This is a genomic window from Pseudoxanthomonas daejeonensis (assembly GCF_010093205.1).
Classification (GTDB): Bacteria; Pseudomonadota; Gammaproteobacteria; order Xanthomonadales; family Xanthomonadaceae; genus Pseudoxanthomonas; species Pseudoxanthomonas daejeonensis.
This window is the reverse complement of sequence record NZ_PDWN01000009.1, coordinates 94,346-114,937: the sequence shown is the minus strand read 5'-3', so window position 1 is coordinate 114,937 and position 20,592 is coordinate 94,346. Positions and strand designations below refer to the sequence as shown.

The following is a 20,592-nucleotide window of genomic DNA, read 5'->3' as shown; positions in this document are numbered from 1 at the left end:
TGCAGGGCGGGTTACTGCACGGCGCGGATGCTGGCTTTCAGCGAGGAACTGGAGATGTTCTCGGTGCGCGCCAGGTAGCGGACTTCGCAGTAGCGGGCGAGCTCGTCGAAATGGCCGAGCCAGTCCGAGCCCATCACCAGGACGTCGGCGCCGTAGCGGCGGATGTCGCCGGCCTTCTGCTCCCAGGCGTCCTCGGGAAAGACATCGTCGACGTAGCGGATCGCGCGCAGCACCGCTTCGCGGTCGGCGTAGCTCTGGGTCGCGCGCTTGTGCTTGATCGCGTTGAAGCTGTCAGAGGACAGGCCGACCAGGAGGGTGTCGCCCAGGGCCCGTGCGCGCCGCAGCAGGTTGACGTGGCCGACGTGGAGCAGGTCGAAGGTGCCGTAGGTCAGGACGATGGTCATGCGGACTCCGGAAGGGCTTTGGCGATGCCCACCGGACCATGCAAGCCGCGTGCCGGGCCGCCCGGCCGGGTGCTGTCGTCAGCGGGTGACCCGGACCGCGACCTGCACCCACTCCGACTTCCACAGGTACTCGAAATCCCGCCCGCAGCGCGTACACCAGTCGAGGAGGGCGCGATGCTCGTCGTCGCGGAAGTCGTTGCCGGCCTGCATGAAATATTCGTCGAACAGGATCACCGTGCCGGGCGCGATCCGCGCATCCAGGCCCTCGAGCGCTTCGAAGGTCGAGCTGTACAGGTCCGCATCGGCGTGGAGCAGGGCAAGCGGCTGGTCCAGGCGCGCGGCGACGCCGGCGATCGTGTCGCTGAACCAGCCTGGCACGACCTCGACGTTGGCTGCCTCGAAGGTGGGGAGCTCGCCTTCGCCAAGCGCGAATGCACCCTTCTTCCACGGGCCCATCCAGTCTTCGGGCAGTCCCTCGAAGCTGTCGAGCAGGTAAAGCGTCCGGTCCGCGGACATGCGCGTGTGCAGGAAGCGCGCGCACTCGCCCTTGTAGACGCCCAGCTGGAGGAAATCGCCGGGCAGGCCAACCCCGCGCACCGCCTCGTCCAGCGCGGTGAGCTTGTAGCTGTACCAGGGGTCTTCGCCGGGGGCGAAGGTGCGGGTGCGCAGTTCCGGCACGCCTGGCAGGCGTTCGCGGACACGCTGGAAGGCAGGGGCCAGGCGGGGGTTGCCGTGCATCGGTGCGATCCGTCAGGCCGCGTTCGATGCGCGCAGCGCATCGAGCTGGTGCGCCCCGACCTCGACGCCGCAGAGCATCTGGTTGACCAGCGAGACCTGGAGGCCGAGCGAGGCCGGCGCCACGTCGGGGTGATCCATGATCGTCGGGCTCTGCACGTCGATGAATGCCATTTCGCGGCCGCGCGGGGAGTCCATGGCGATCTCGCGGATGTAGGGCAGCTGCGGCGAGCGGCTGGAATAGACCACCACGCGCTCGGCCCCGGGGCCATCGGCCGAGAGGTGGGCGGCGAACAGTTCGCGCTTGTCGCGCGGGAACAGGCCGCGGGTGAAGTGCGAGTCGCGGTAGCGGTTGACGTAGTAGTCGTCCGACAGGATCGGCTCCACGCAGACCGCCTTCAGCCCGGTCCTCAGCGAGTGCAGCAGGGCACCGGAAGCGCCCTTGGAGGTTCCGTACAGGACGGTGTATCGCGGGTCGACGGCAAGGTCGGCCATGACCTTGGCGATGAGCGCGGACACCCGCGCCTCGTTGTCGGGCTGGGCGAGGGTATCGGTATAGAACGCGCCGACCACGCCGCCGAGGTCGGCGATCCGCAGGATCGCGGTATCCGGCGGCGTGTACTTCGGCGCCTGGCTCAGGTTGCGCATGAAATAGCGGGCCGAGAAACCGGCCTCGTACATCTGGTCGACCTGCGACATGCTCGAGAAGATCACCAGCAGGCGGCGTGCGGCGCCGTGCGCCGGCATCTCCAGCCTGTAGCAGATGCCGCCGTGCTCGCGCAGGCCGAAATCCGTATGCCGCGCCCAGAATGCCGGCGCGATCGCGGCATGGACGAACGACGTGACCGCACCGCCTTCGCTGGCGAACTTGTAGACGAGGAAGCCATGGCCGGACAGGTGGGCCAGGGCCGCGCCCGCGCCTTCGTCCCGCCGCGACTGGTGGATCAGGTTTTCGTCGCCCGGGTGGCGCACATGCACGAACCTGCTGCCCAGTTCGGCCTGGAACAGGTGGTCGATGTCGATTTCCAGGCCTGCCACTATCGCTCGCTCCTCGTGCCGCGCGGTCCATGCGTGCGCGCACCGGCCTCAGCGCGGGCGCCCGCTCCCGTCATGCAAGGCGCGTGCCCGCGCCGGGCGCTGCTCAGCCGACCAGTTCCGCCGGGTCGCGCTCGATCCCGTACTTGCGCAGCTTCTCGACCAGCGTGGTGCGGCGCAGGCCCAGCAGCTGGGCGGCGTGGGCGACCACGCCCTGGCTGCGTTCCAGTGCTTCGCGGATCAGCTGGAGCTCGATACGGGCCATGTGCTCGCGCAGGTCCAGGCCATCCTCGGGAAGGCTGGCGGCATCGGCTGCGGGAGGAGTAGCCGCGGCGGCAACCGGCTCGCTGGCGGGCGCCTGCTGCGGCAGGGGCGCCGGCTCGCTGCCGGCCGGCACGTGCGCGCGGTAGCGCGCGGGCAGGTCGTCCAGCCGCACCAGGCCGCCGGGGTTGAGCACGGCCAGGCGCTCGACCAGATTGGTCAGTTCGCGCACGTTGCCCGGCCAGGCGTAACCGGCCAGGGCCGCGAGCGCTTCGCGGGCGAAGCGGACCTCGCCGCGGCCGGTGCGGGCCAGCTGGCCGGCGATGGTGTCCACCAGTGCCGGCAGGTCGTCGCGCCGCTCGCGCAGCGGCGGCATGTCGATCGGGAACACGTTGAGGCGGTAGAACAGGTCCTCGCGGAAGCTGCCCTCGGCGATCCGCTCTTCCAGGTGGCGATGGGTCGCGGCGACCACGCGCACGTTGCACTTGATGGTCTGGTTGCCGCCGACGCGCTCGAAGCTGCGCTCCTGCAGCACGCGCAACAGCTTGACCTGCATCGGCATGCTCATGTCGCCGATCTCGTCCAGCAGCAGGGTGCCGCCCTCGGCCATCTCGAAGCGGCCCTTGCGCGCGCTCAGCGCGCCGGTAAACGCGCCTTTCTCGTGGCCGAACAGTTCGCTCTCGAGCAGGTCCGGCGGGATCGCGCCGCAGTTGATCGCCACGAATGGCCCGTCGCGGCGCGCCGACTGCTGGTGGATCGCACGCGCGGCCACTTCCTTGCCGGTGCCCGATTCGCCCAGCACCAGCACGGTGGTGTCGAACGGGGCGACCTGGCCGATCATCCGGCGCAGGCGCTGCACGGCCACGCCGTTGCCGGTCGGGCCGCTGTCCTGCACCGCCACGCCGGCCTGGGCTTCGGCGTCCAGGCGCTTGAGGCTGGCCCGGCGCAGGCAGGCTTCCAGCTGGGCGTGGCGGATCGGCGATTCCAGCGGCCAGACCCCGGCTTCGTGCAGGCCATGGGTCGCGGCGAAGTTAGCGGTATCACCTTCAAGCAACAGAATCGGCGGCGGCAAGGGCGTGGCGCCGAGCCAGGCGAAGAAATCGCGCGCAGCCTGCGCGTCGTCCAGCTCGCCGACGACCAGGGCCATCCAGTCGGTCGGGCGCTGGCGGGCGGTGGCGACGTCGGCCGGCGAGGCCGACCAGCGCGGATTGAGGTCCATGAATTCCAGCAGGCCGCAGACGCGCTCGGCGCGCTCGGCCTGGCTGTCGATCACCAGGATGCGCGACTCGCTCACGGAGCGCTCCCTTGCGCCAGGCGCTCGAGGATCGGCATCACTTCCTGCAGGTAGGACAGCTTGCTGACGAAGCTGTCGGCGCCGGCGCGCATGGCATGGTCGCGGTGCTCGGAATCGTCGAAGTGGCTGGCGATCACGATGTAGGGCGGGTCGTCCTGGGCCTTGATCAGGCGCGTGGCCTGCAGCCCGCCCATCTCCGGCATGGCCAGGTCCATCAGGATCGCATCGGGGCGCAGCGCCTCGGAACGTTCGATCGCTTCCAGGCCGTTGCCGGCGGTGCCGGCGATCTCCAGCCATTCGACCTTGCGGAAGTGGCGCATCGCGGCGTTGATGAAGCCGTCGTGGTCGTCGACCAGCAGGACACGGATGTTGCGCATGGGAACTCCTCCTCAGCCCGCGCGGGCCAGCAGCGGGGCGGCGACGCGGCGGCGCTCGCGCGCCGGGGCAATGGACATCTGTTCGCGGTACTTGGCCACGGTACGCCGGGCGATGTGCACCCCCTGGCGGGCCAGCAGCGCGGCGATGGCGTCGTCGGCCAGCGGGCGCGCCGCCGGTTCGGACTCGATCAGCCGGCGCACCATCGCCTTGACCGCCGCGCCGGAGACATTGGCGCCTTCCAGGCGCACGGCGAAGAAGTGCTTGAGCTCGAAGGTGCCGCGCGGGGTCTGCACGTACTTGCCGCTGGTGATGCGCGAGACGGTGGATTCGTGCATGCCGATCTCGTCGGCGACTTCCTTCAGCGTGAGCGGGGCCATGCATTCGTCGCCGCGCTCCAGGAAGGCGGCCTGGCGCTCGACGATGACGCGCGCGGTGCGCAGCAGCGTGTCGTAGCGCATCGACAGGCCACGGGTCAGCCAGCGCGCTTCCTGCAGCAGTTCGCGCAGGCGGCTGCTGCCTTCGCTTTCCCCGGACTGGGCCAGGGCGCGTTCGTAGGTGCCGTTCACCGAGAGTTTCGGCGCGGTCGCAGGATTCAGGGCCACGCGCCACTGGCGGTCGGCCTGCCACACGACCACATCGGGAATGATGTAGCCCGAATCGACCGGGTCGACCTCGGCCTGCGCCGGGCGCGGCTGCAGCGACAGCACCAGCCGCACGGCCTCGGCGACGTCGCCTTCGTCGGCCTGCAGCTGGCGGGCGATGGCCGCATGGTCGTGGGCGGCCAGCGCCGGCAGGCACTGGTCGAGGATGCGCACGGCCAGGTTGAGACCGGCGCACGGCGCCGGCAGCGCGGCCAGTTGCGCCTGCAGGCATTCGTGCAGGTCGCGCGCGGCCATGCCGGCCGGCTCGCCGTGCAGCACGCGCTGGCGGACCGCTTCGATCCGCTCGGCGCTCACGTCGAAGCGGGCGCAGGCGCGCAGCAGCAGTGCTTCATGGTCGCCGTCGAGGTAGCCGGCGTCGTCGCAGTGCTCCAGCCAGAAGCCGGCGATTTCCAGCTGCCGGCTGTCCAGTTCCAGCTCCAGGCGCTGCAGCACGCGCACGCACGGGTCGCTGGAACCGGGCTCGGCGATGCGGTGCATGCGGTCTTCGCCTTCGCCGCTCCAGCTGGCGCCGGGCACGTCCCACATCGAGGATTCGGGCAGTTCGTCGAAGGCGGCTGTTTCGAGCTGCTGTTCGGCCGCGCCTTCCGGCACGTTCCCTGCATCTGCGTCGCCGGCGCTCGATTCCTCGTCGAGCTCGAGCATCGGGTTCTGCTCCAGCACGCGGGCCACTTCCATCTGCAATTGCTGCGCATCGAGCTGCAGCAGGCGGATGGACTGGAGCAACTGCGGTGTGAGGTGCAGTTGCTGGCCGAGCTGGACCGAGACGCTGGCTTTCATTTTGATCCCCGTGCGCCGGGCTCCCTGGCGCGATGGGGGCATCGTGCGCCCGGCATGACGGGAATTGAATCGGGGCGTCCCCGAGTCGGGTAGTCGATTTCCCTACATGGCGTAGGGGTTTCCCCGACATGGCCACGGATTTCCGGCGCCGCGGCCGACGGTCCGCTGGGAAACCGGCGTCAACCCAGTTCGTTGAGGTGCTTGACCGCGAGCAGGACCAGTTCGTTGGCGCGGCGGCATCCGAGTGCCTCCATCATCCGCGCGCGGTGGGTCTCCACCGTCTTGACGCTGATGCCCAGGTCGGCGGCGATCTCCTTGCTGCTCAGGCCACGACCGATCTGGGACAGGATCTCGCGCTGGCGTGGCGGCAGGGCCGCCACCCCGACCGGCTTGGACTTGCCCAGCAGCGGGGCGATCATCCTCGAGGAGATGCGCGGGCTGAGGAAAACATCGCCGCCGGCAGCCGAACGCAGCGCCAGTTCCAGCTCCAGCGGCGCGGCGTCCTTGACCACGAAGCCGACCGCGCCGCGATCCAGCGCATCGCGCACGTGCATCGCATCGTCGTGCATGGACATCATCACCACGCGCGTGGTGGGCACCTTGCCGAGGATGCCGCTGAGCGCCTCCAGCCCGTTGCGGCCGGGCAGGGACAGGTCGAGCAGGACCAGGTCCGGGCGGTGCATCACGGCCAGGTCGATCGCCTGGTCCGCATTCATGGCCTCGGCGACCACATCCACCCCGGTGAAGGTCTGCAGCAGCCGGCTCAGGCCGGCCCGTACGAGGGTATGGTCGTCAACGATCAGGACACGCACGGGCGGATGGGGGCTCCCCGGAACCGGCCCCCACCTTAGCCCAGCGGGGCGGCAGGGGAAAGGACGCCCGTCTCAACGCCTGCGCGCGGCGACCTCGCGGCGGTGCATCCGGAACAGGTGCCGTTCCAGCGCATCTTCCAGGCTGGCCGGCAACGGCCGGAAGCGCAGCCAGAGCCAGGCCTGGCCGTCGACCAGGGCGCTGGCGGCCACGGTCGCGGGCAGTTCCAGGTCGTCGGGCAGCCATTCTGAGGGCTGCAGGCGCACGATGCCGGCGCTGCCGATGGCCAGTCCGGCGTCGTCCGGCACCGCCAGGCGCAGGCCGTGCACCGACCAGCGCAGCGGCTGCGCGGGGAGCGCGTGCGCTGACTGGCGGACCAGCCGCCCCAGCAGGACCAGCAGCAGGTCCAGCTTGGCGTCCATGCGCTGGGCCAGTTGCGGCAGCTCGCCGCGCTTCTCTTCGCCGCTGTCCTCGCCCCGCAGGTCCTCGACCTGGGCCAGGCCCTTCAACAGGGCCTCGGCCTGCTGCAGTTGCGCGGCGCCGGTGCCGGGCGCGAAGCCGGCCGGGAGGATCGCTTCGCAGGCCAGTGTCTCGTCGAACAGCGCCGCTTCGACGCCGGCGGCCGCGTCGGGCCAGTGCGCGCTCACGACGACAGCCCATGGGGACGCGGCACCACGCGCGGATCCTCGTGCAGCAGGTGCTGCATCCGCAAAAGGTCGCGCAACGCCTGCATGGGTGCCTGCAGGCCGACGGTGTCGATGTACTGGCGCATGCGCCGGTCGTGCAGGGCCAGCACGTCGCCGGCGTTGCCGTAGTCCTCGCCGTCCAGCGCGTCACGCAGGTCCAGCAGGTCGGCATGCAGGGCGTCGAGCGTGGCGTTCATGGCGTGGCTGCGGTCGGTATGCGGGAGGTGGGCGGGGATCAGCGCGTGCCGGCGCGTGCGTACGCGCTCGCGGCCTGGGTCGACTGGCGCTGCTGGCGGATCAGGTCGAGCAGCAGGCCCTTGCGCTCGCGCATGCGTTCGATCGTGTCCAGCTGCAGGTCGCGCAGCGCACCGATCTCGCCGGCGAACAGGCGCGCATCGGGCAGGGCGCAGAACTCGCGGACGCCGACGTCGTAGTCGTCGATCATCGAGGGCAGGGCGGCCAGGTCGTCGCGCTCGAGCGTGGCACGGATCGAAGCCATCGCCCCGCGCAGTGCGTCCAGCCGTGCCGCCGTGCCGGTCATGACTCGACCGCCATGGCGCGCTGCGCCTCGGGGATGGCGTTCCATGCCGATTCGATCTCGCCGAGCAGGTCCAGCGACTCGGACAGCGCGGCCCGGTCGTTGTGCAGGTTGGCCTCGATCAGCCGGCGGACGATGTAGTCGTACAGCGCGGACAGGTTGGACGCCACTTCGCCGCCGGCCTCGTGGTCCAGCGAGCCGTTGAGGTGGCCGATGATCGCGCAGGCCTCGCCGATCGCCTTGCCCTTGTGCGCGGGATCGCCCTGCGCCAGGCAGGCCTGGGCCCGGCGGATGCGCTGCCCGGCGCCTTCGAACAGCAGCGAGATCAGCCGGTGCGGATCGGCCTCGTTGACCTTGGCGGAGACACCGGTCTTGCGGTACTGCTCGGCGAAGTGGCGGCTGGAACCGTACATGGAGTCATTCCTCGGAGAGCGGGACCGGTCGGGATCGAAAGGCGGGACAGCCTTCGCGGGTGGGGCCGCAATGCCGGATACGGTCCTTATCGGCAGGCCTGCCCGCGGGCTTGAGCGCCGGCATCAGTCGGACGGCGAAAGCAGGTTGTTGAGCGAGCTGGCGCTGCCCTGCATCTGCACGATCATCGTTTCCATCGCGGTGAACTGCGTGGTGTAGAGGGTGCTCAGGCGCGCCATTTTCTCGTCGAGGCGGTCGAGCTGGTCCTCCAGGCCGGAGATCTGCTTGTTGATGCTGTTGCTGCGCAGGACGAGCGTGCCGTCGATCGAATCGAGGTGGTTGTCCATCAGCTTGGCCACCGCGCCGCCGTAGCCGCCCTCCTTGCCGAGCAGGGCCTTGGCCGCTTCGGGATCGCCGGCGATCGCGCTGTCGAAGGCGGTGGCGTCGAAGGCCATCACCCCATCCTTGGACACGCTCACGCCGAGCGCCTTGAGCTCGCCCACGTTGGCGCTGACATGGCCGCGCAGCTGCTGTTGCAGGGTGCGCACCAGCGAGTCGCCGGTCAGCGCCGAGGCGGTGCGGGTATCGCTGTTGTAGGCGCTGGTCGACTTGAGCGTGCCGACCACGCTGTTGTAGGCGGTGACGTAGGCGGCGATCGAGCTCTTGAGGCTGCTGTTGTCCGAGGCGACGTTGACCGAGTACGAAGTGCCGGCCAGCGCCTTGGTCAAGGTCAGGTTCACGCCCGGGACCAGGTCGCCGATGGTGTTGCTGCTGGAAGTGCGCTCGAAGCCGTCCACCCGCACCAGCGCATCGGTGGCCGCCACGGCCTGGGTGAGTCCGCCGCCAGCGCCGTTGGTCAGCGCGGCCAGGCCGCCGTTGCCGCCGCTGGCGCTGATCGACAGCGTGCCCGCCGCGCCAGTGGTCGTGGCGCTGAACACCAAGTGCTGGCCATCGTCGGCGGTGACCACGCTGGCGGTGACGCCCTTGCCGCCCGCTGCGCGGTTGACCGCCGCGGCGATGTCGGCAAGCGTGGCATCGGCACCGATCGCGACCTTGGCGTTGTCGTCCTTGCCGCTGCCCCAGGTGATGGACAGGGTGCCGCTGCCGACCGTGGCGTCCTTGGCGAAGGCGGCCGAGGACAGCTTCTGCGCGCTGGCCAGCCTCACCACCTCGACGTTGTAGTCGCCGGCGACCGCCTTGGACGTGGTGGTGGCGGTGAAGCCCGCCCCGGACTGCACCGTCGCCTTGAACGCGGGCGTATCGGCCGCCTCGCCCATCTTCGCCAGCGCGGTCTGCAGCGAGGTCATGGCGCTCTTGATCTGCCCGATCGCCGACAGCTTGGAGGTGGCGGTGGAGCCGGCCTTGTTGATCCGGGTTTCGGTCGGGGTGCGCGCGGCCGTCACCAGCTGGGAGACCAGGGTGGGGATGTCCAGGCCTGAGCCGGACGCGGAGATCGTGTTCGCCATGTTCCTCTTCCTCGCCAGTCACGACAGGCCTGCCACGGCCGCGGCCTGGCCCTGCCAGTGCGCGCCACACGCAGGCGCGCGGGATTGCTGAAACCTCTATCGGCCGGATGCCCGCGGGACTTGAGCCGGGGGCTTCCGTGGTCCCGTTCCACAGGCAAGTTCCATGCCGTGGGAGGAGGCGGCGGCTGGAAGGCCGGAAACGGACAAGCCCCTCCGGAGAGGGGCCTGGCCGTATTGCGTGGAACCGCTCTGTGTTGCGAAGTTACTGCAGCAGGCCCAGCACGTTCTGCGGAACCGACTTGGCCTGGGCCAGCATCGCCGTACCGGCCTGCTGCAGGATCTGGGTGCGGGTCAGCTCGGCCGTTTCCTTGGCGTAGTCGGTGTCCTGGATCCGGCTGCGGGCGGCCGACAGGTTCTCCGAGCTGGTCTGCAGGTTGGAGATCACCGAGCTGAAGCGGTTCTGGATGGCACCCAGGTCGGCGCGGGCGGTGTTGACCGACTGCAGCTGGGTGTCGATCGCGGTCAGCGCGGCGGTGGCGCCGGAGGCCGAGGAGATGTCCAGGGCGGCGACGGCGGTGGCCGTGGCGCTCATGTCGACCGTGCTGATGGCGATCTGGTTGTCCGCGCCGGCGTCGGCACCGACCTGGATGGTGAAGCTGGTGGTCGAGCCGTTCAGCAGCTTGGTGCCGTTGAAGTTGGAGTTGTCCTTGACGCGGGTGATTTCGTCGGACAGCTGCTTGACTTCCTTCTGCAGCGCGCTGCGGTCCTCGGCGCTGTTGGTGCCGTTGGCGGCCTGCACGGCCAGCTCGCGGATACGCTGCATGTTGTCGCCGATCGAGCTCAGCGCGCCTTCGGCGGTCTGGGCCAGCGAGATGCCGTCGTTGGCATTGCGGGCGGCCACGTCCATGCCGCGGACCTGGGTGGTCATGCGCTGGCTGATCGCCAGGCCGGCCGCGTCGTCCTTGGCGCTGTTGATGCGCAGGCCCGAGGACAGGCGCTGGATGGTGGTCGCCAGGCTTGCGCTGTTGGTGGACAGGTTGCGCTGCGCGTTCAGCGACATCACGTTGGTGTTGATGACTTGTGCCATTTTGATTCTCCTAAGCGATTTATCCCGGGAAGGTTTCAGAGCCTTGGCCGGAGCCTCCGCAGGGGGGTCATCAAGTTGACCGATGCCGCTGCTGGTTTGGATAACGGCGCTTTGTCAAGAAGCTTTAGCGGGTCGGGAGAAAATCTTTCGGCTTCCCCGGTTTTTCCGCTGCAACCCGTCGCTGCGCCACCGTGGCGGTTTCCCGCCGGTACCAGTAACGGCACGCGGCGCCGGAAATTTAGCCCGGGTTCTCTGTAGGAGCGGGCATGACCGCGACACCGGGGTGGTTACAGTGCCGAGACCGTTGGAAGAGACAAGGTTCCTGGCGCAGGAAACGCCGCCGCCCCTGCCACCACCCCGGTGTCGCGGTCATGCCCGCTCCTACAAGGGGGATAGGGGGTGCGGCATGCAGCGATCGCGCCGGAAAGAAAAAAAGCGACGCAGGTGGCTGCGTCGCTTCGGGTGGTCTGGCACATGTGCGCCGTCGGCGCGGCGGTGTCAGCGCAGCAGGTTGAACAGGGACATGCCCTGCATCCGGGTGAACACGGTCTGCGCGGTCTGCAGCGCGGTACTTTCCATCTGGAAGCGGGTGATCGCTTCGGCGTAGTCCAGGTCGCGCAGTTCCGACAGCGTGCCCTGGATGATGACGCCGTTGGCATCGCGTACCGCGGCGGCTTCGTCAATCGTGGCCAGTTGCGCGCCACCGGCGGCGCGCGCGTCGATCATCTGTGCCGACGCCCGCGCGACATCGCGCATCGCGCCCTGCAGCGCGTTCTGGCGCGCGGCCTGTTCGGCCGGCGTGGTCGCCGTCGCTTCCAGCGCGCCGATCAGGTCCTGCAGGGTCGCGAACACGTCGCGGGTGCCGGCCGGGCCGACGTCGAAGGCATCGCCCGTCGCCGGCTGGCCACCGATGGAAACGCGCAGTCCGCCATGGACGATGTCCTCGCCACTGGTCCAGGTGCCGCCACCGACCGTGGCGCCGCCGCCATCTAGCACGTCGTAGGTGCTGGCGCCGGTGAAGAGGATCCGGTAAGCCTCGCCGTTCCAGGCGCCCGTGTTGCCGCGTCCGTAGCCGCCGATCACGCCGGTGCCGGCATTGGCCGGGTCGGCGCTGGCGTCCAGGGTCCCGTCGCCGGTGCGCACCCGCATGAAGATCTCGCTGCCGGGCGTGGCATCGGCGACGAACGTCTCCGGCGCGATCTCGATCCGGCGCTGGGTCTGGTCGCCGTTGTAGGCCACGCCCCCGGCGACGCGGCTGAAAGGGGCTGAATCGTCGGCACTGCCGCCGAACAGGTAGCGTCCGCTGCCGTCGGTACTGTTGGCCACGCTGATCATGCCGTCCAGGATCGAACGCAGCTCGGCGGCGATCGCGCTGCGATCGGCATCGGACAGGCTGCCGTTGTTGGCCTGGATGGTGAGCTCGCTGACCCGGGTCATGTAGTCGCCGGCCTGCGCCAGGATGTTTTCCTGCAGCCCCAGGCGATTGGCGACCGTGTTGGCGTTCTTGCCGAAACGCTCCAGCTCGGCCAGGGTGCGATCCAGGCCGACCGCGCTGCCGGCGGCGACCGGGTCGTCCTTGGCGGTGACCAGCTTCTGCCCGGAAGCGAGCTGCTCCTGCAGCGAATTGAGCTGCTTCTGCCGCGCCAGCATGCCCGACAGGGACTGGCTGTACATCATTCCGGTGGAGATTCGATCGGTCATCAGCGCACCGCGTTGAGGATGGACTGGAACATCGTGTCGGCCGTGGAAATGATCTGCGCGGCCGCCTGGTAGGCCTGTTGCAGGCGCAGCATGTTCGCCGCCTCCTCGTCCAGGTTCACCCCGGAGATCGAATCGCGCAGCGCCTGCGCGTCGTCGTGGATCACCTGTTGGGCGTCGTACGAGTACTGGGCCTGGCGCGCGGCCGAACCGACCATCGTGGTCAGTCCGCCCATCGCGCCGTTGAGGCTGATGGTGCCGCCGTTGAGTACGCGCGCATCGTCCAGGTTGGCCAGCAGCGCGGCGTTGCCGTTGTCGCCGGAACGGGCGCTGGTGCGGCCGATGCGGAACTGGTCCCCGGCAGCCGGCGCGCCGTCCAGGCTCACGCTCCAGCCGTTGGCGCTGATCGTCTGCCCCGGGGTGAACGCGAACGGACCGGCACCGTCGATGGTGTACTGGCCTGCGTCGAGGAATTCGATCACCGCGTCGTCGAGCAGGTTGGCGTCGCCGGCGTCGACGACCTTCAGGCCTTTCAGCGCGCCGGTGCCGACGTTGTCCAGGTCCGCCTTGCCCGAAACCGGGCTGGCCGCGGCGATCCGCGACGGATCGCTGATCGCCACGCTCATTCCCGCTGCGACGCCGGCGGTGGGCTGGAGCAGGAAACGGTCGCCAGCGACAGGCGGCGGGGTGGTGGAAACGACCAGGGCGATGCCATCCACCAGCAGCGGATCGGCGCTGGTGCCGGTGCCGGCCAGGGCCACGGCCACGCCGGTGTCGGCGCGCGTCGCGGTCCAGGCGCCGCCGTCGAAACGCAGCACCAGGTTCTGCCCGGTGACGGCGCCGGCGTCGGCCAGGGTCGCCTGCAGGCCCGCGCCACTGGCGTTGCCCCCGTGCCCGCTGACCTTCGGCGCGGGCAGCGAGAAGAAGTCGCCGCCCATGTCGCCGTACAGGTCCATGCCGGCGCGATGGCCGGCGTTGAACGTGTCGGCCATGGCGACGGCAATGCGGCCCAGTTCGGCCATCGCCGGATCGAGCACCGACGCGCGGAATTCGGCCAATCCGCCCATCCGCCCGCCGAGCGTGCGCTGGTCCAGGGCCACGGTTGTGCCCTGGCTGCTCAACGCCAGTTGCAGGCGTTCGGGACGGTAGGGATCGGCGACGGTGGTGACGGACGAGGGCTGGTTGCCGACCACCAGCGGCTGCCCGCCGGCGGTGAAGACATTGAGCATCCCGCCGTCCTGGACCACGGCGGTGCCGCCGGTATAGCCGACCAGCTCGCTGACCAGCCGATCGCGGCGGTCGAGCAGGTCAGGGGAAGCGCCCGCCACGTTGCCGCCGATGGATTCGTTGATCCGCGCGATCTCCGCGGCGAGCCGGTTGATCTCCTGCGCGCCGGCGACCAGGCCGTTGTTGACCTCCGCGTCCAGCGACTGCAGCTGGCCGTCGAGCTGGCGGAAGCGCGTCGCCAGCGACCCGGCCTGGGCAAGCAGGTCCTGGCGCTCGGCGGTGCCGGCCGCGTTGGAAGACAGCGCGCTGACCGAATCGAAGAAGTTCGACCACAGGCCGGCGACATTGGTGGCCTTGTCGGAGAACAGCTTGTCGACCCGGTTGGACAGGCCCGACAGCTGCTCCAGGCGCGCCAGTTCGCCGCCGCTGTCGAGCAGTCGCGAAGTGGCCAGCTGGTCGGCGATGCGCTGGATGTCGGCGATCTTCACCCCGTTGCCGACCTGGCCATAGCCGTAGTCGGTCGGGTTGCGCGTGGCGAACTCGACCCTTTGCCGGCTGTAGCCTTCGGTGTTGACGTTGGCGACGTTGTGGCTGACGGTGGAAAGCGCCCGCTGGAATGCGATCAGCGCGCCGGTACCGGTGGACAGGACGGACATCGGGCTTATCTCCGGAAGGCGGCGTCGAGGGAGCCGAGCGCGCCGGCGGCGGTGGCCACGACGGCGCCGGCGCCGGTGGCCGCATCGGCCCCCGTGCGCGCGGCGACGCCGGCGATCGCCTGCACCGCGCGGCCGATGGTCGGGCCGTTGGCGATCGAGGCGATCTTGGCCGCGTAGGAAGGATCGGTGGCATAGCCGGCGCTCTGCAAAGCCTGGGCGAAGCGCTTCACGTCGCCGCCGGACTGCAGGGCCTGGCGGTAGCGCGGGTTGTTCTTCAGCATCCGCACGTAGTCGGCGAAGCTTTCTGCCGGCGAGGCGTAGGCGCGGAAGTCGGCGGTCTCGCTGACGCGCCGGCCGTCGACGAATTCGTGGGTGCCGCTGGTGACGCGCTCGCCCTTCCAGCCGGTGGCCTTGATCCCGAACAGGTTGTGCGCGCTGGCACCGTCGCCGCGCTCGATCTGCTTGCGGCCCCAGCCGGTCTCCAGCGCGGCCTGGGCGACGAGCGCGCGGGCATCCACGCCCAGCTCCTTTGCCGCGGCCTGGGCGTGGTGCCAGATCTTGGCCACGAACTGTTCGGGGCTGCGCGGCGCGAAGCTGGCGGCAGCCTCGCTCGCGGCGGCAGCATCGGTCGTGCCGGTTGCCGCGGCGGGGGGCGTGGCCATCAGCCGCGCGACCAGTGCGTCCAGCGGCGACGTGGACGCGGACGCGCCGCCGTCGCTATCGCGACCGGCGATCAGGTCCAGGGCGCGATCGACTTCCGCGGTGGAGGTGTTGTCGCTGGCGCCGACGCGCGAATAGGCCAGCGCCGCGGCTGCGGCCCGGGTCGGGCCCGGCCGCGCGTCGACCGCGCCCGGCAACTGCGTGTCCAGCGCCGGTGCGGCCTGCGGGGCGACGCCGGACTGGCGGCCGAGCTGGCGCGCGATCATCGGCGCCAGGCCCAGTCCCTTGCCCTCGGTCAGGGCCTTGGACAGTTGCTGGTCGTAGAGGTCGCGGAAGGTCTGGTTCTCGCCGGGGAACAGCGAATCGCCGAAGCTGGCGTCGCGCATGCTCTTGACCAGCATCTGCGCGAACTGGCCCTCGAGCTGGCGCGCGACCTGGTCGATGCGCGCGGCATCGGGCCGGTTCGTGCTGGCCAGTTCGATCGGTGAGGGCGCCCCGATACGCATCAGATCACTTCCAGCTCCGCGCGCAGCGCACCGGCCTGGCGCAAGGCTTCCAGGATCGCGATCAGGTCGCCGGGCGCGGCGCCGACTTCGTTCACCGCGCGCACGATCTCGTCCAGGGTGGTGCCACCCTCGAACTTGAACATGCGGATGCCCTCCTGCGAGGTGCTGATGGTCGAGGAGGGCGTGGCCACGGTCTGGCCGCCACCGAAGGCGTTGGGCTGGCTGACGTCCACCGCTTCGCTGATGGTCACGGTGAGGGCGCCGTGGGCGACCGCGGCCGGCATCACCCGCACCTGCGCGCCGATGACCACGGTGCCGGTGCGCGCGTTGACGATGACCTTGGCCGGTGCGGTGCCGGGGGTGAGCTCGAGGTTCTCCACGCGCGCCAGGAAACCGATGCGCGCGCCCGGGTCCGACGGTGCGGCCACCGACACGGTGACGCCGTCGACCGCGCGCGCCGCACCGGAACCGAATGCGCCGTTCAACGCGTCGACCATGCGCGAGACGGTGGTGAAATCGTTCTGGTGCAGGTTCAGGGTGATGTCGCCACCGGAATCCAGCGCGCTGGGCACCGCGCGCTCGACCGTGGCGCCGTTGGGAATGCGGCCGACGCTGGGCACGTTCACCGACACGCGCGAACCGTCCTTGCCCTGCGCGCCGAAGCCGCCGACCACCAGGTTGCCCTGGGCGATCGCGTAGACCTGGCCGTCGGCACCCTTCATCGGCGCCATCAGCAGCGAGCCGCCGCGCAGCGAGACCGCGTTGCCGATCGAGGACACGGTGATGTCGATGGTCTGGCCGGGCTTGGCGAACGGCGGCAGCTCGGCGTGGATCGCCACCGCCGCCACGTTCTTGAGCTGCGGATTGACGTTGGGCGGGACGTTGACGCCCAGCTCGCCGAGCATGTTCTTCAGGCTCTGCACGGTGAAGGGCGCCTGGCTGGTGCGGTCGCCGGAGTTGTCCAGGCCGACCACCAGGCCGTAGCCGACCAGCGCGTTGCCGCGCACGCCGCCGACCTGGGCCAGGTCCTTGATCCGCTCGGCGTGGGCGGCCGGGAGGAACGCGGCCAGCAGCGCAAGAGCGAAGAGGATTTTCCCATTGAACCCCCGCACATGGATGTGCGGGCTCTTGCGAGGGACTCGCATGTCATCGTGCGGGCTTTTGCGAAGGACTCGCATATGGGGCTCTCAGTAGGGATACAGGCGCGTGTTGAAGAAGCGGCCCAGCCAGCCCATCGCGTTGGACTGGGCGATCGCGCCGCGGCCGCCGTAGACGATCCGCGCTTCGCCGACGCGGCTGGAAGGCACGCTGTTGTCCAGGTTGATGTCGGCCGGACGCACGATCCCCTGGATCTGGACCAGTTCGTCGCCCTGGTTCAGGCGCATGTTCTTCTGGCCCTGCACGACCAGGTTGCCGTTGGGCAGGCGCTGGATCACGGTGACGGTCACGCTGCCCTGCAGCCGGTTGCTCTGGCTGCTCTTGCCCTGGCCGTCGAAGTCGCGCTCGCCGCTGATCGTGGCCGACAGGATGTCGCGGCCGTTGTACGTCACCGGTGCGCCGAGGATCTCCGGCGCCGACATGCTGATGTCGCTGGTCTTGCCGACCTGGGTGGTGGCGCTGGTCTGCGCCGTGGTGGATTCGACCAGGTTGATGGTGAGCAGGTCGCCGACGTCGCGCGCGATGCGGTCCGAGTACAGCGACAGGCCGGGACCTGCCTGGTAGATCGCACCCGGCGTGGCCTGCGCGACGGGGGCGACCACCGGCACGACCGGCGCCATCGCCGGATAGGGGCGCACGTCGCCGGCGGCGACGCAGCCACCGAGCAGCAGCGTGGCGCACGGGAAGGCGAGGGCGGTCAGGACGTGGGTCTTCATGGCGGTGTCTCCTGCGGCGCCGTGGCGGCCGTCAGACGTTGCTGTTCAGATAGCCGAGCATCGAGTCGGTGGTGGAGATGGCCTTGGCATTCATCTCGTAGGCGCGCTGGGTCTCGATCATGCTGACCAGCTCCTCGACCACGTTGACGTTGCTGCCTTCCAGAGAACCCTGCACGACCAGGCCCAGGCCGTTGAGGCCGGGCGTGCCGTTCTGGGCGGGGCCCGATGCGGTGGTCTCGACGTAGAGGTTCTCGCCGCGCGCCTGCAGGCCCGCGGGATTGATGAAATCGGTGACGCTCAGCGAGCCCACTTCCAGCGACTGGCCTTCGCCGGCCATCTGCACGGTCACCGTGCCGTCGTTGCCGATGGTCATCGACTGCGCGCCCTCGGGGATCTGGATGCCCGGCTGCACCGGATAGCCGCTGCTGGTGACCAGCTCGCCCTGGGCGTTGACCTGGAAGCTGCCGTCGCGGGTATAGGCCGAGCTGCCGTCGGGCATCAGCACCTCGAAGAAGCCGCGGCCGTTGATCATCACGTCCAGCGAGCGTCCGGTCTGCTGCGGGTTGCCCTGCTGGAAATCCTTGGAGGTCGAGACCACGCGCACACCGGTTCCCAGCTGCAGGCCGGACGGAAGCTGGGTCTGCGCCGAGGTCGAGCCGCCGGGTTGGCGCAGCTGCTGGTACAGCAGGTCCTCGAAGTTGGCGCGGTCGCGCTTGAACCCGGTGGTGTTGGTGTTGGCCAGGTTGTTGGAGACCACCGACATGCGCGTCTGCTGCGCATCCAAGCCGGTCTTGGCGACCCAGAGTGCCTGATTCATGGCGCGATACCTCGTGAGGCGGATTGACGCCGGTGCAGATGCATGCGGCGTGCCAGAACGGGGCCGGGGGATCGGCGGGGGCTGAGATGACCTGGCGCGCAGGTAGGAAGCGCCGGCGGTGGCCGGCTTCGGGCCGAGCCGCGGCTCCGCTCAAATCCGAATGCCGTGGCCCTGCTTTTGTAGGAGCGGGCATGACCGCGACCCGAGGGCGTCGGCACAGGCGATGTCCCCGAGGTTCCAGCGCCCGTGTCGCGGTCATGCCCGCTCCTACAGGAAAGCGCCCGGTCACTGGCGACGCGTGTCGTAGAACGAAGCCACGCCCTGGAAGCGACCCGAGGCCGTCGTGTCCTGGGGATAGGGCGCAAGCAGCACAGGGATATGCTGCGCTCGATCCTCGGAGGCAGAACGCCGGAGCGGAGCGATGCGCGCTGCCCCCAGGGCACGACGGCCCCTTCCGAAGCGGGAGCTCTTGCTGCAGCGCCCTCCGACACCGCGGCCCGTCTGACGGCAGCGCCTTGCGCCTTGCGGCCCCTACGCCAAGCCTTCCCGGATGCCGGCCTCAGCCGCCCAGGCGCAGCAGCGAGTTGGAGGCCTGCGCGTTGTCGTCGCCGCGCTGGATCACCTTGACCTGCATTTCGAACTGGCGTTGCAGCTGGATCATCTGCACCAGCGCACCGGCCGCATCGACGTTGCTCTGCTCGAGCGCGCCGGTGGCCATCACCGCGCCCGGCGCCTGCGCGAGTGGCTGGCGCGGGTCGGTGTTGCGCATCAGCCCGTCCAGCCCGCGGGCCAGCCGGTCTGGCGTGGCTTCCACCACCTTCAGCCGACCGACGATGGCCATCGTGTCGGCGCCTTCGCCCAGCGGCACGATCGAGATCGTGCCGTCCTGGCCGATTTCCAGCGACTGGTGCGGGGGCAGGGCGATCGGGTTGCCCTCCTGGTCCAGCAAGGCGCGCCCGCCGGCGGTGACCAGCTGCCCGTTCGGGGTCAGCGACAGGTTCCCGGCGCGGGTGTAGGCCTCGCTTCCGTCGGGTGCCTGCACGGCCAGCCAGCGGTCGGCCTGCAGCGAGACGTCCAGCGGATTTCCGGTGACCTGCTGCGCACCGGCGCGGGCGTCGAAGCCCTCGTCGATGTGCATGGCCGCGGTGCGCGACGCGTAGCCCGGTCCACGCACCGGAAAGGCCTCGGTGTTGGCCAGCGCCGCCTTGAAGCCGGCAGTGTCGGCGTTGGCGAGGTTGTGCGACACCGTGCCCTGCGCCTGCAGGGTGGCGCGCGCACCGGTCATCGCGACATAGAGGGCCTTGTCCATGCGAAATCTCTTTTCGGTCTACAGGCGGGTTGCGTGCGGTCCATCCGCATCAGCGGATGTTGATCACCGTCTGGGTGGCCTGGTCCTGGGTGGAGATCATCTGCGCGTTGGCCTGGAAGTTGCGCTGGGCCACGATCATGTTCACCAGCTGCTCGGTCAGGTCCACGGTCGACGATTCCAGCGCGCCGGCCTGGATCTGGCCGAAGTCCGAGCTGTCCGGCGCACCGGTGCGCGGCGTGCCCGACGCGTGGGTCGCGCCCCACTGGTTGTTGCCCTGCGACTGCAGGCCCTGCGGATTGACGAAATTGGTCAGCACGACCTGGCCCAGGGCCACGTCGTCGCCGTTGGTGTAGCGGGCGAACACCACGCCGTCCTCGGCCACGCTGATCTCGCTGAGCTTGCCTGCGGCATAACCGTCCTGGTGCACGTCGCGCAGGGCGAAGCTGCCGCCGTACTGGGTGCTTCCGGACAGGTCCAGGGTCATGTTGAGCACGCCGGCGCCGGTGCCCGGCGTGTACGGGTCCATCACGACCTGGCCGTTGGCCGGGGTCAGCAGCGTGCCGGTGGAGGAGAACTGCAGCGTGGTCGGCGCGCCGACCGCAGTGCCGTCGACGTAGTTGTGGACCTGCCACTCGTTGGGCGTGGCGGTCTTGACGAAATACGAGGTCTGCACGTGGCTCACGCCCAGCGAGTCGTACACGGTGACGCCGCCGCTGGAGGAGGTGTAGCTGTTCGGGTCGGCCGGGTCGAACGGCGTGGTGACCGGGGCCGCGGCGTTGCCCGGCAAGGTCACCATCAGGTCGACGCTGGAGGTCTGCGCCGGCGGACTGTCGGTGGTCAGCAGCTGCAGGTCGCTCAGGCGGCCCACGTCGAAGCCGTTGCCGCCGGCGTTGGGCGCGAACACCTGCAGGCGCGCACCGTCCGGCGTCACCACGAAACCCTGGTTGTCGGTCTGGAAGTTGCCGGCGCGCGTGTACAGCGTGTTGCCGTTCTTGTTCACCGTGAAGAAACCTTCGCCGTCGACCGCGAAATCCAGGCTGCGCCCGGTCGGGTCGATGTTGCCTTGCGAGAACTGCTGGGCGACGTTGCTGACCTTCACGCCGGCGCCGATCGCGTTGCGCGACAGGCCGTAGGTCGTGTACGAGAACAGGTCGGCGAATTCGGCGCGCGATTCCTTGTAGCCGGTCGTGTTGACGTTGGCGATGTTGTTCGCGGTGACGTTGAGGTCGGAATTGGCCGCGTTGATGCCGGACAGTGAAGTGTTGAAGCTCATGGCGGACTCCTGGATGAAGTCTTGCGTG

At 69.6% G+C, this 20,592-nt stretch carries 21 protein-coding genes; all 21 read right to left on the bottom strand.

Going from position 1 to position 20,592, the window contains the following annotated elements:
• Positions 1–11 precede the first annotated feature (11 nt).
• Positions 12–404, bottom strand: a complete 393-nt coding sequence (locus tag CSC65_RS10510; protein WP_162410526.1) for an FAD synthase family protein — start codon at positions 402–404, stop codon at positions 12–14.
• Positions 405–482: 78 nt separating this feature from the next.
• Positions 483–1,142 carry a TylF/MycF/NovP-related O-methyltransferase gene (locus CSC65_RS10505; RefSeq protein ID WP_162410525.1) on the bottom strand — a complete coding sequence of 220 codons (660 nt, stop codon included), beginning with the start codon at positions 1,140–1,142 and terminating at the stop codon, positions 483–485.
• Between the two features lie 12 nt (positions 1,143–1,154).
• On the bottom strand, positions 1,155–2,177 hold the full coding sequence (locus tag CSC65_RS10500; protein WP_162410524.1) for an XcbB/CpsF family capsular polysaccharide biosynthesis protein: 1,023 nt from the start codon (positions 2,175–2,177) through the stop codon (positions 1,155–1,157).
• A 103-nt stretch (positions 2,178–2,280) separates the two neighbouring features.
• A complete protein-coding gene (locus CSC65_RS10495) occupies positions 2,281–3,729 on the bottom strand; it encodes a sigma-54 dependent transcriptional regulator (protein ID WP_162410523.1) in 1,449 nt (482 codons plus the stop codon).
• Positions 3,726–4,106 carry a response regulator gene (locus tag CSC65_RS10490; protein WP_162410522.1) on the bottom strand — a complete coding sequence of 127 codons (381 nt, stop codon included), beginning with the start codon at positions 4,104–4,106 and terminating at the stop codon, positions 3,726–3,728. The genes CSC65_RS10495 and CSC65_RS10490 overlap by 4 nt, the downstream gene beginning before the upstream one ends.
• Positions 4,107–4,118: 12 nt before the next feature.
• Positions 4,119–5,546, bottom strand: coding sequence for an RNA polymerase factor sigma-54 (gene rpoN / locus CSC65_RS10485; protein ID WP_162410521.1), 1,428 nt, complete (start codon positions 5,544–5,546; stop codon positions 4,119–4,121).
• A 179-nt stretch (positions 5,547–5,725) separates the two neighbouring features.
• On the bottom strand, positions 5,726–6,358 hold the full coding sequence (locus CSC65_RS10480) for a response regulator (protein ID WP_162410520.1): 633 nt from the start codon (positions 6,356–6,358) through the stop codon (positions 5,726–5,728).
• Between the two features lie 72 nt (positions 6,359–6,430).
• Complete coding sequence (locus CSC65_RS10475) at positions 6,431–7,003, bottom strand: PilZ domain-containing protein (RefSeq protein WP_162410519.1); 573 nt, start codon at positions 7,001–7,003, stop codon at positions 6,431–6,433.
• Positions 7,000–7,239, bottom strand: a complete 240-nt coding sequence (locus CSC65_RS10470) for a hypothetical protein (protein WP_162410518.1) — start codon at positions 7,237–7,239, stop codon at positions 7,000–7,002. The genes CSC65_RS10475 and CSC65_RS10470 overlap by 4 nt, the downstream gene beginning before the upstream one ends.
• Positions 7,240–7,277: 38 nt before the next feature.
• Positions 7,278–7,583: a hypothetical protein gene (locus tag CSC65_RS10465; RefSeq protein ID WP_162410517.1), complete on the bottom strand. Its 306-nt coding sequence runs from the start codon at positions 7,581–7,583 to the stop codon at positions 7,278–7,280.
• Positions 7,580–7,993 (bottom strand): flagellar export chaperone FliS, encoded by a 414-nt coding sequence (gene fliS / locus CSC65_RS10460; RefSeq protein ID WP_162410516.1) that lies wholly within the window; start codon positions 7,991–7,993, stop codon positions 7,580–7,582. The genes CSC65_RS10465 and fliS overlap by 4 nt, the downstream gene beginning before the upstream one ends.
• A gap of 123 nt (positions 7,994–8,116) precedes the next feature.
• The gene (gene fliD, locus CSC65_RS10455) at positions 8,117–9,457 is read right to left on the bottom strand and encodes a flagellar filament capping protein FliD (RefSeq protein WP_162410515.1); all 1,341 of its coding nucleotides are present in this window, start codon (positions 9,455–9,457) and stop codon (positions 8,117–8,119) included.
• Positions 9,458–9,719: 262 nt separating this feature from the next.
• Entirely contained in the window at positions 9,720–10,544 is an 825-nt protein-coding gene (locus CSC65_RS10450; protein ID WP_162410514.1) for a flagellin domain-containing protein, read from the bottom strand.
• A 498-nt stretch (positions 10,545–11,042) separates the two neighbouring features.
• Positions 11,043–12,245 (bottom strand): flagellar hook-associated protein FlgL, encoded by a 1,203-nt coding sequence (gene flgL, locus CSC65_RS10445; RefSeq protein WP_162410513.1) that lies wholly within the window; start codon positions 12,243–12,245, stop codon positions 11,043–11,045.
• Positions 12,245–14,125 carry a flagellar hook-associated protein FlgK gene (gene flgK / locus CSC65_RS10440; RefSeq protein WP_162410512.1) on the bottom strand — a complete coding sequence of 627 codons (1,881 nt, stop codon included), beginning with the start codon at positions 14,123–14,125 and terminating at the stop codon, positions 12,245–12,247. The genes flgL and flgK overlap by 1 nt, the downstream gene beginning before the upstream one ends.
• A gap of 5 nt (positions 14,126–14,130) precedes the next feature.
• A complete protein-coding gene (gene flgJ / locus CSC65_RS10435) occupies positions 14,131–15,291 on the bottom strand; it encodes a flagellar assembly peptidoglycan hydrolase FlgJ (protein ID WP_162410511.1) in 1,161 nt (386 codons plus the stop codon).
• The gene (locus CSC65_RS10430; RefSeq protein ID WP_162410510.1) at positions 15,291–16,436 is read right to left on the bottom strand and encodes a flagellar basal body P-ring protein FlgI; all 1,146 of its coding nucleotides are present in this window, start codon (positions 16,434–16,436) and stop codon (positions 15,291–15,293) included. The genes flgJ and CSC65_RS10430 overlap by 1 nt, the downstream gene beginning before the upstream one ends.
• 42 nt (positions 16,437–16,478) lie before the next feature.
• Entirely contained in the window at positions 16,479–17,165 is a 687-nt protein-coding gene (flgH, locus tag CSC65_RS10425; protein WP_162410509.1) for a flagellar basal body L-ring protein FlgH, read from the bottom strand.
• Between the two features lie 31 nt (positions 17,166–17,196).
• Entirely contained in the window at positions 17,197–17,982 is a 786-nt protein-coding gene (gene flgG / locus CSC65_RS10420; RefSeq protein ID WP_162410508.1) for a flagellar basal-body rod protein FlgG, read from the bottom strand.
• Positions 17,983–18,541: 559 nt separating this feature from the next.
• Positions 18,542–19,291 (bottom strand): flagellar basal body rod protein FlgF, encoded by a 750-nt coding sequence (locus CSC65_RS10415; protein WP_162410507.1) that lies wholly within the window; start codon positions 19,289–19,291, stop codon positions 18,542–18,544.
• A gap of 49 nt (positions 19,292–19,340) precedes the next feature.
• On the bottom strand, positions 19,341–20,564 hold the full coding sequence (gene flgE / locus CSC65_RS10410) for a flagellar hook protein FlgE (protein WP_162410506.1): 1,224 nt from the start codon (positions 20,562–20,564) through the stop codon (positions 19,341–19,343).
• Between the last annotated feature and the right edge of the window lie 28 nt (positions 20,565–20,592).

Bases quoted from the DNA above. Each gene is read 5' to 3' on its own strand.
- CSC65_RS10510 (WP_162410526.1), bottom strand. From the start codon at position 404: ATGACCATCGTCCTGACCTACGGCACCTTCGACCTGCTCCACGTCGGC.
- CSC65_RS10505 (WP_162410525.1), bottom strand. From the start codon at position 1,142: ATGCACGGCAACCCCCGCCTGGCCCCTGCCTTCCAGCGTGTCCGCGAA.
- CSC65_RS10490 (WP_162410522.1), bottom strand. From the start codon at position 4,106: ATGCGCAACATCCGTGTCCTGCTGGTCGACGACCACGACGGCTTCATC.
- rpoN (WP_162410521.1), bottom strand. From the start codon at position 5,546: ATGAAAGCCAGCGTCTCGGTCCAGCTCGGCCAGCAACTGCACCTCACA.
- CSC65_RS10470 (WP_162410518.1), bottom strand. From the start codon at position 7,239: ATGAACGCCACGCTCGACGCCCTGCATGCCGACCTGCTGGACCTGCGT.
- CSC65_RS10465 (WP_162410517.1), bottom strand. From the start codon at position 7,583: ATGACCGGCACGGCGGCACGGCTGGACGCACTGCGCGGGGCGATGGCT.
- fliS (WP_162410516.1), bottom strand. From the start codon at position 7,993: ATGTACGGTTCCAGCCGCCACTTCGCCGAGCAGTACCGCAAGACCGGT.
- fliD (WP_162410515.1), bottom strand. From the start codon at position 9,457: ATGGCGAACACGATCTCCGCGTCCGGCTCAGGCCTGGACATCCCCACC.
- CSC65_RS10450 (WP_162410514.1), bottom strand. From the start codon at position 10,544: ATGGCACAAGTCATCAACACCAACGTGATGTCGCTGAACGCGCAGCGC.
- flgL (WP_162410513.1), bottom strand. From the start codon at position 12,245: ATGACCGATCGAATCTCCACCGGAATGATGTACAGCCAGTCCCTGTCG.
- flgK (WP_162410512.1), bottom strand. From the start codon at position 14,125: ATGTCCGTCCTGTCCACCGGTACCGGCGCGCTGATCGCATTCCAGCGG.
- flgJ (WP_162410511.1), bottom strand. From the start codon at position 15,291: ATGCGTATCGGGGCGCCCTCACCGATCGAACTGGCCAGCACGAACCGG.
- CSC65_RS10430 (WP_162410510.1), bottom strand. From the start codon at position 16,436: ATGCGAGTCCCTCGCAAGAGCCCGCACATCCATGTGCGGGGGTTCAAT.
- flgH (WP_162410509.1), bottom strand. From the start codon at position 17,165: ATGAAGACCCACGTCCTGACCGCCCTCGCCTTCCCGTGCGCCACGCTG.
- flgG (WP_162410508.1), bottom strand. From the start codon at position 17,982: ATGAATCAGGCACTCTGGGTCGCCAAGACCGGCTTGGATGCGCAGCAG.
- CSC65_RS10415 (WP_162410507.1), bottom strand. From the start codon at position 19,291: ATGGACAAGGCCCTCTATGTCGCGATGACCGGTGCGCGCGCCACCCTG.
- flgE (WP_162410506.1), bottom strand. From the start codon at position 20,564: ATGAGCTTCAACACTTCACTGTCCGGCATCAACGCGGCCAATTCCGAC.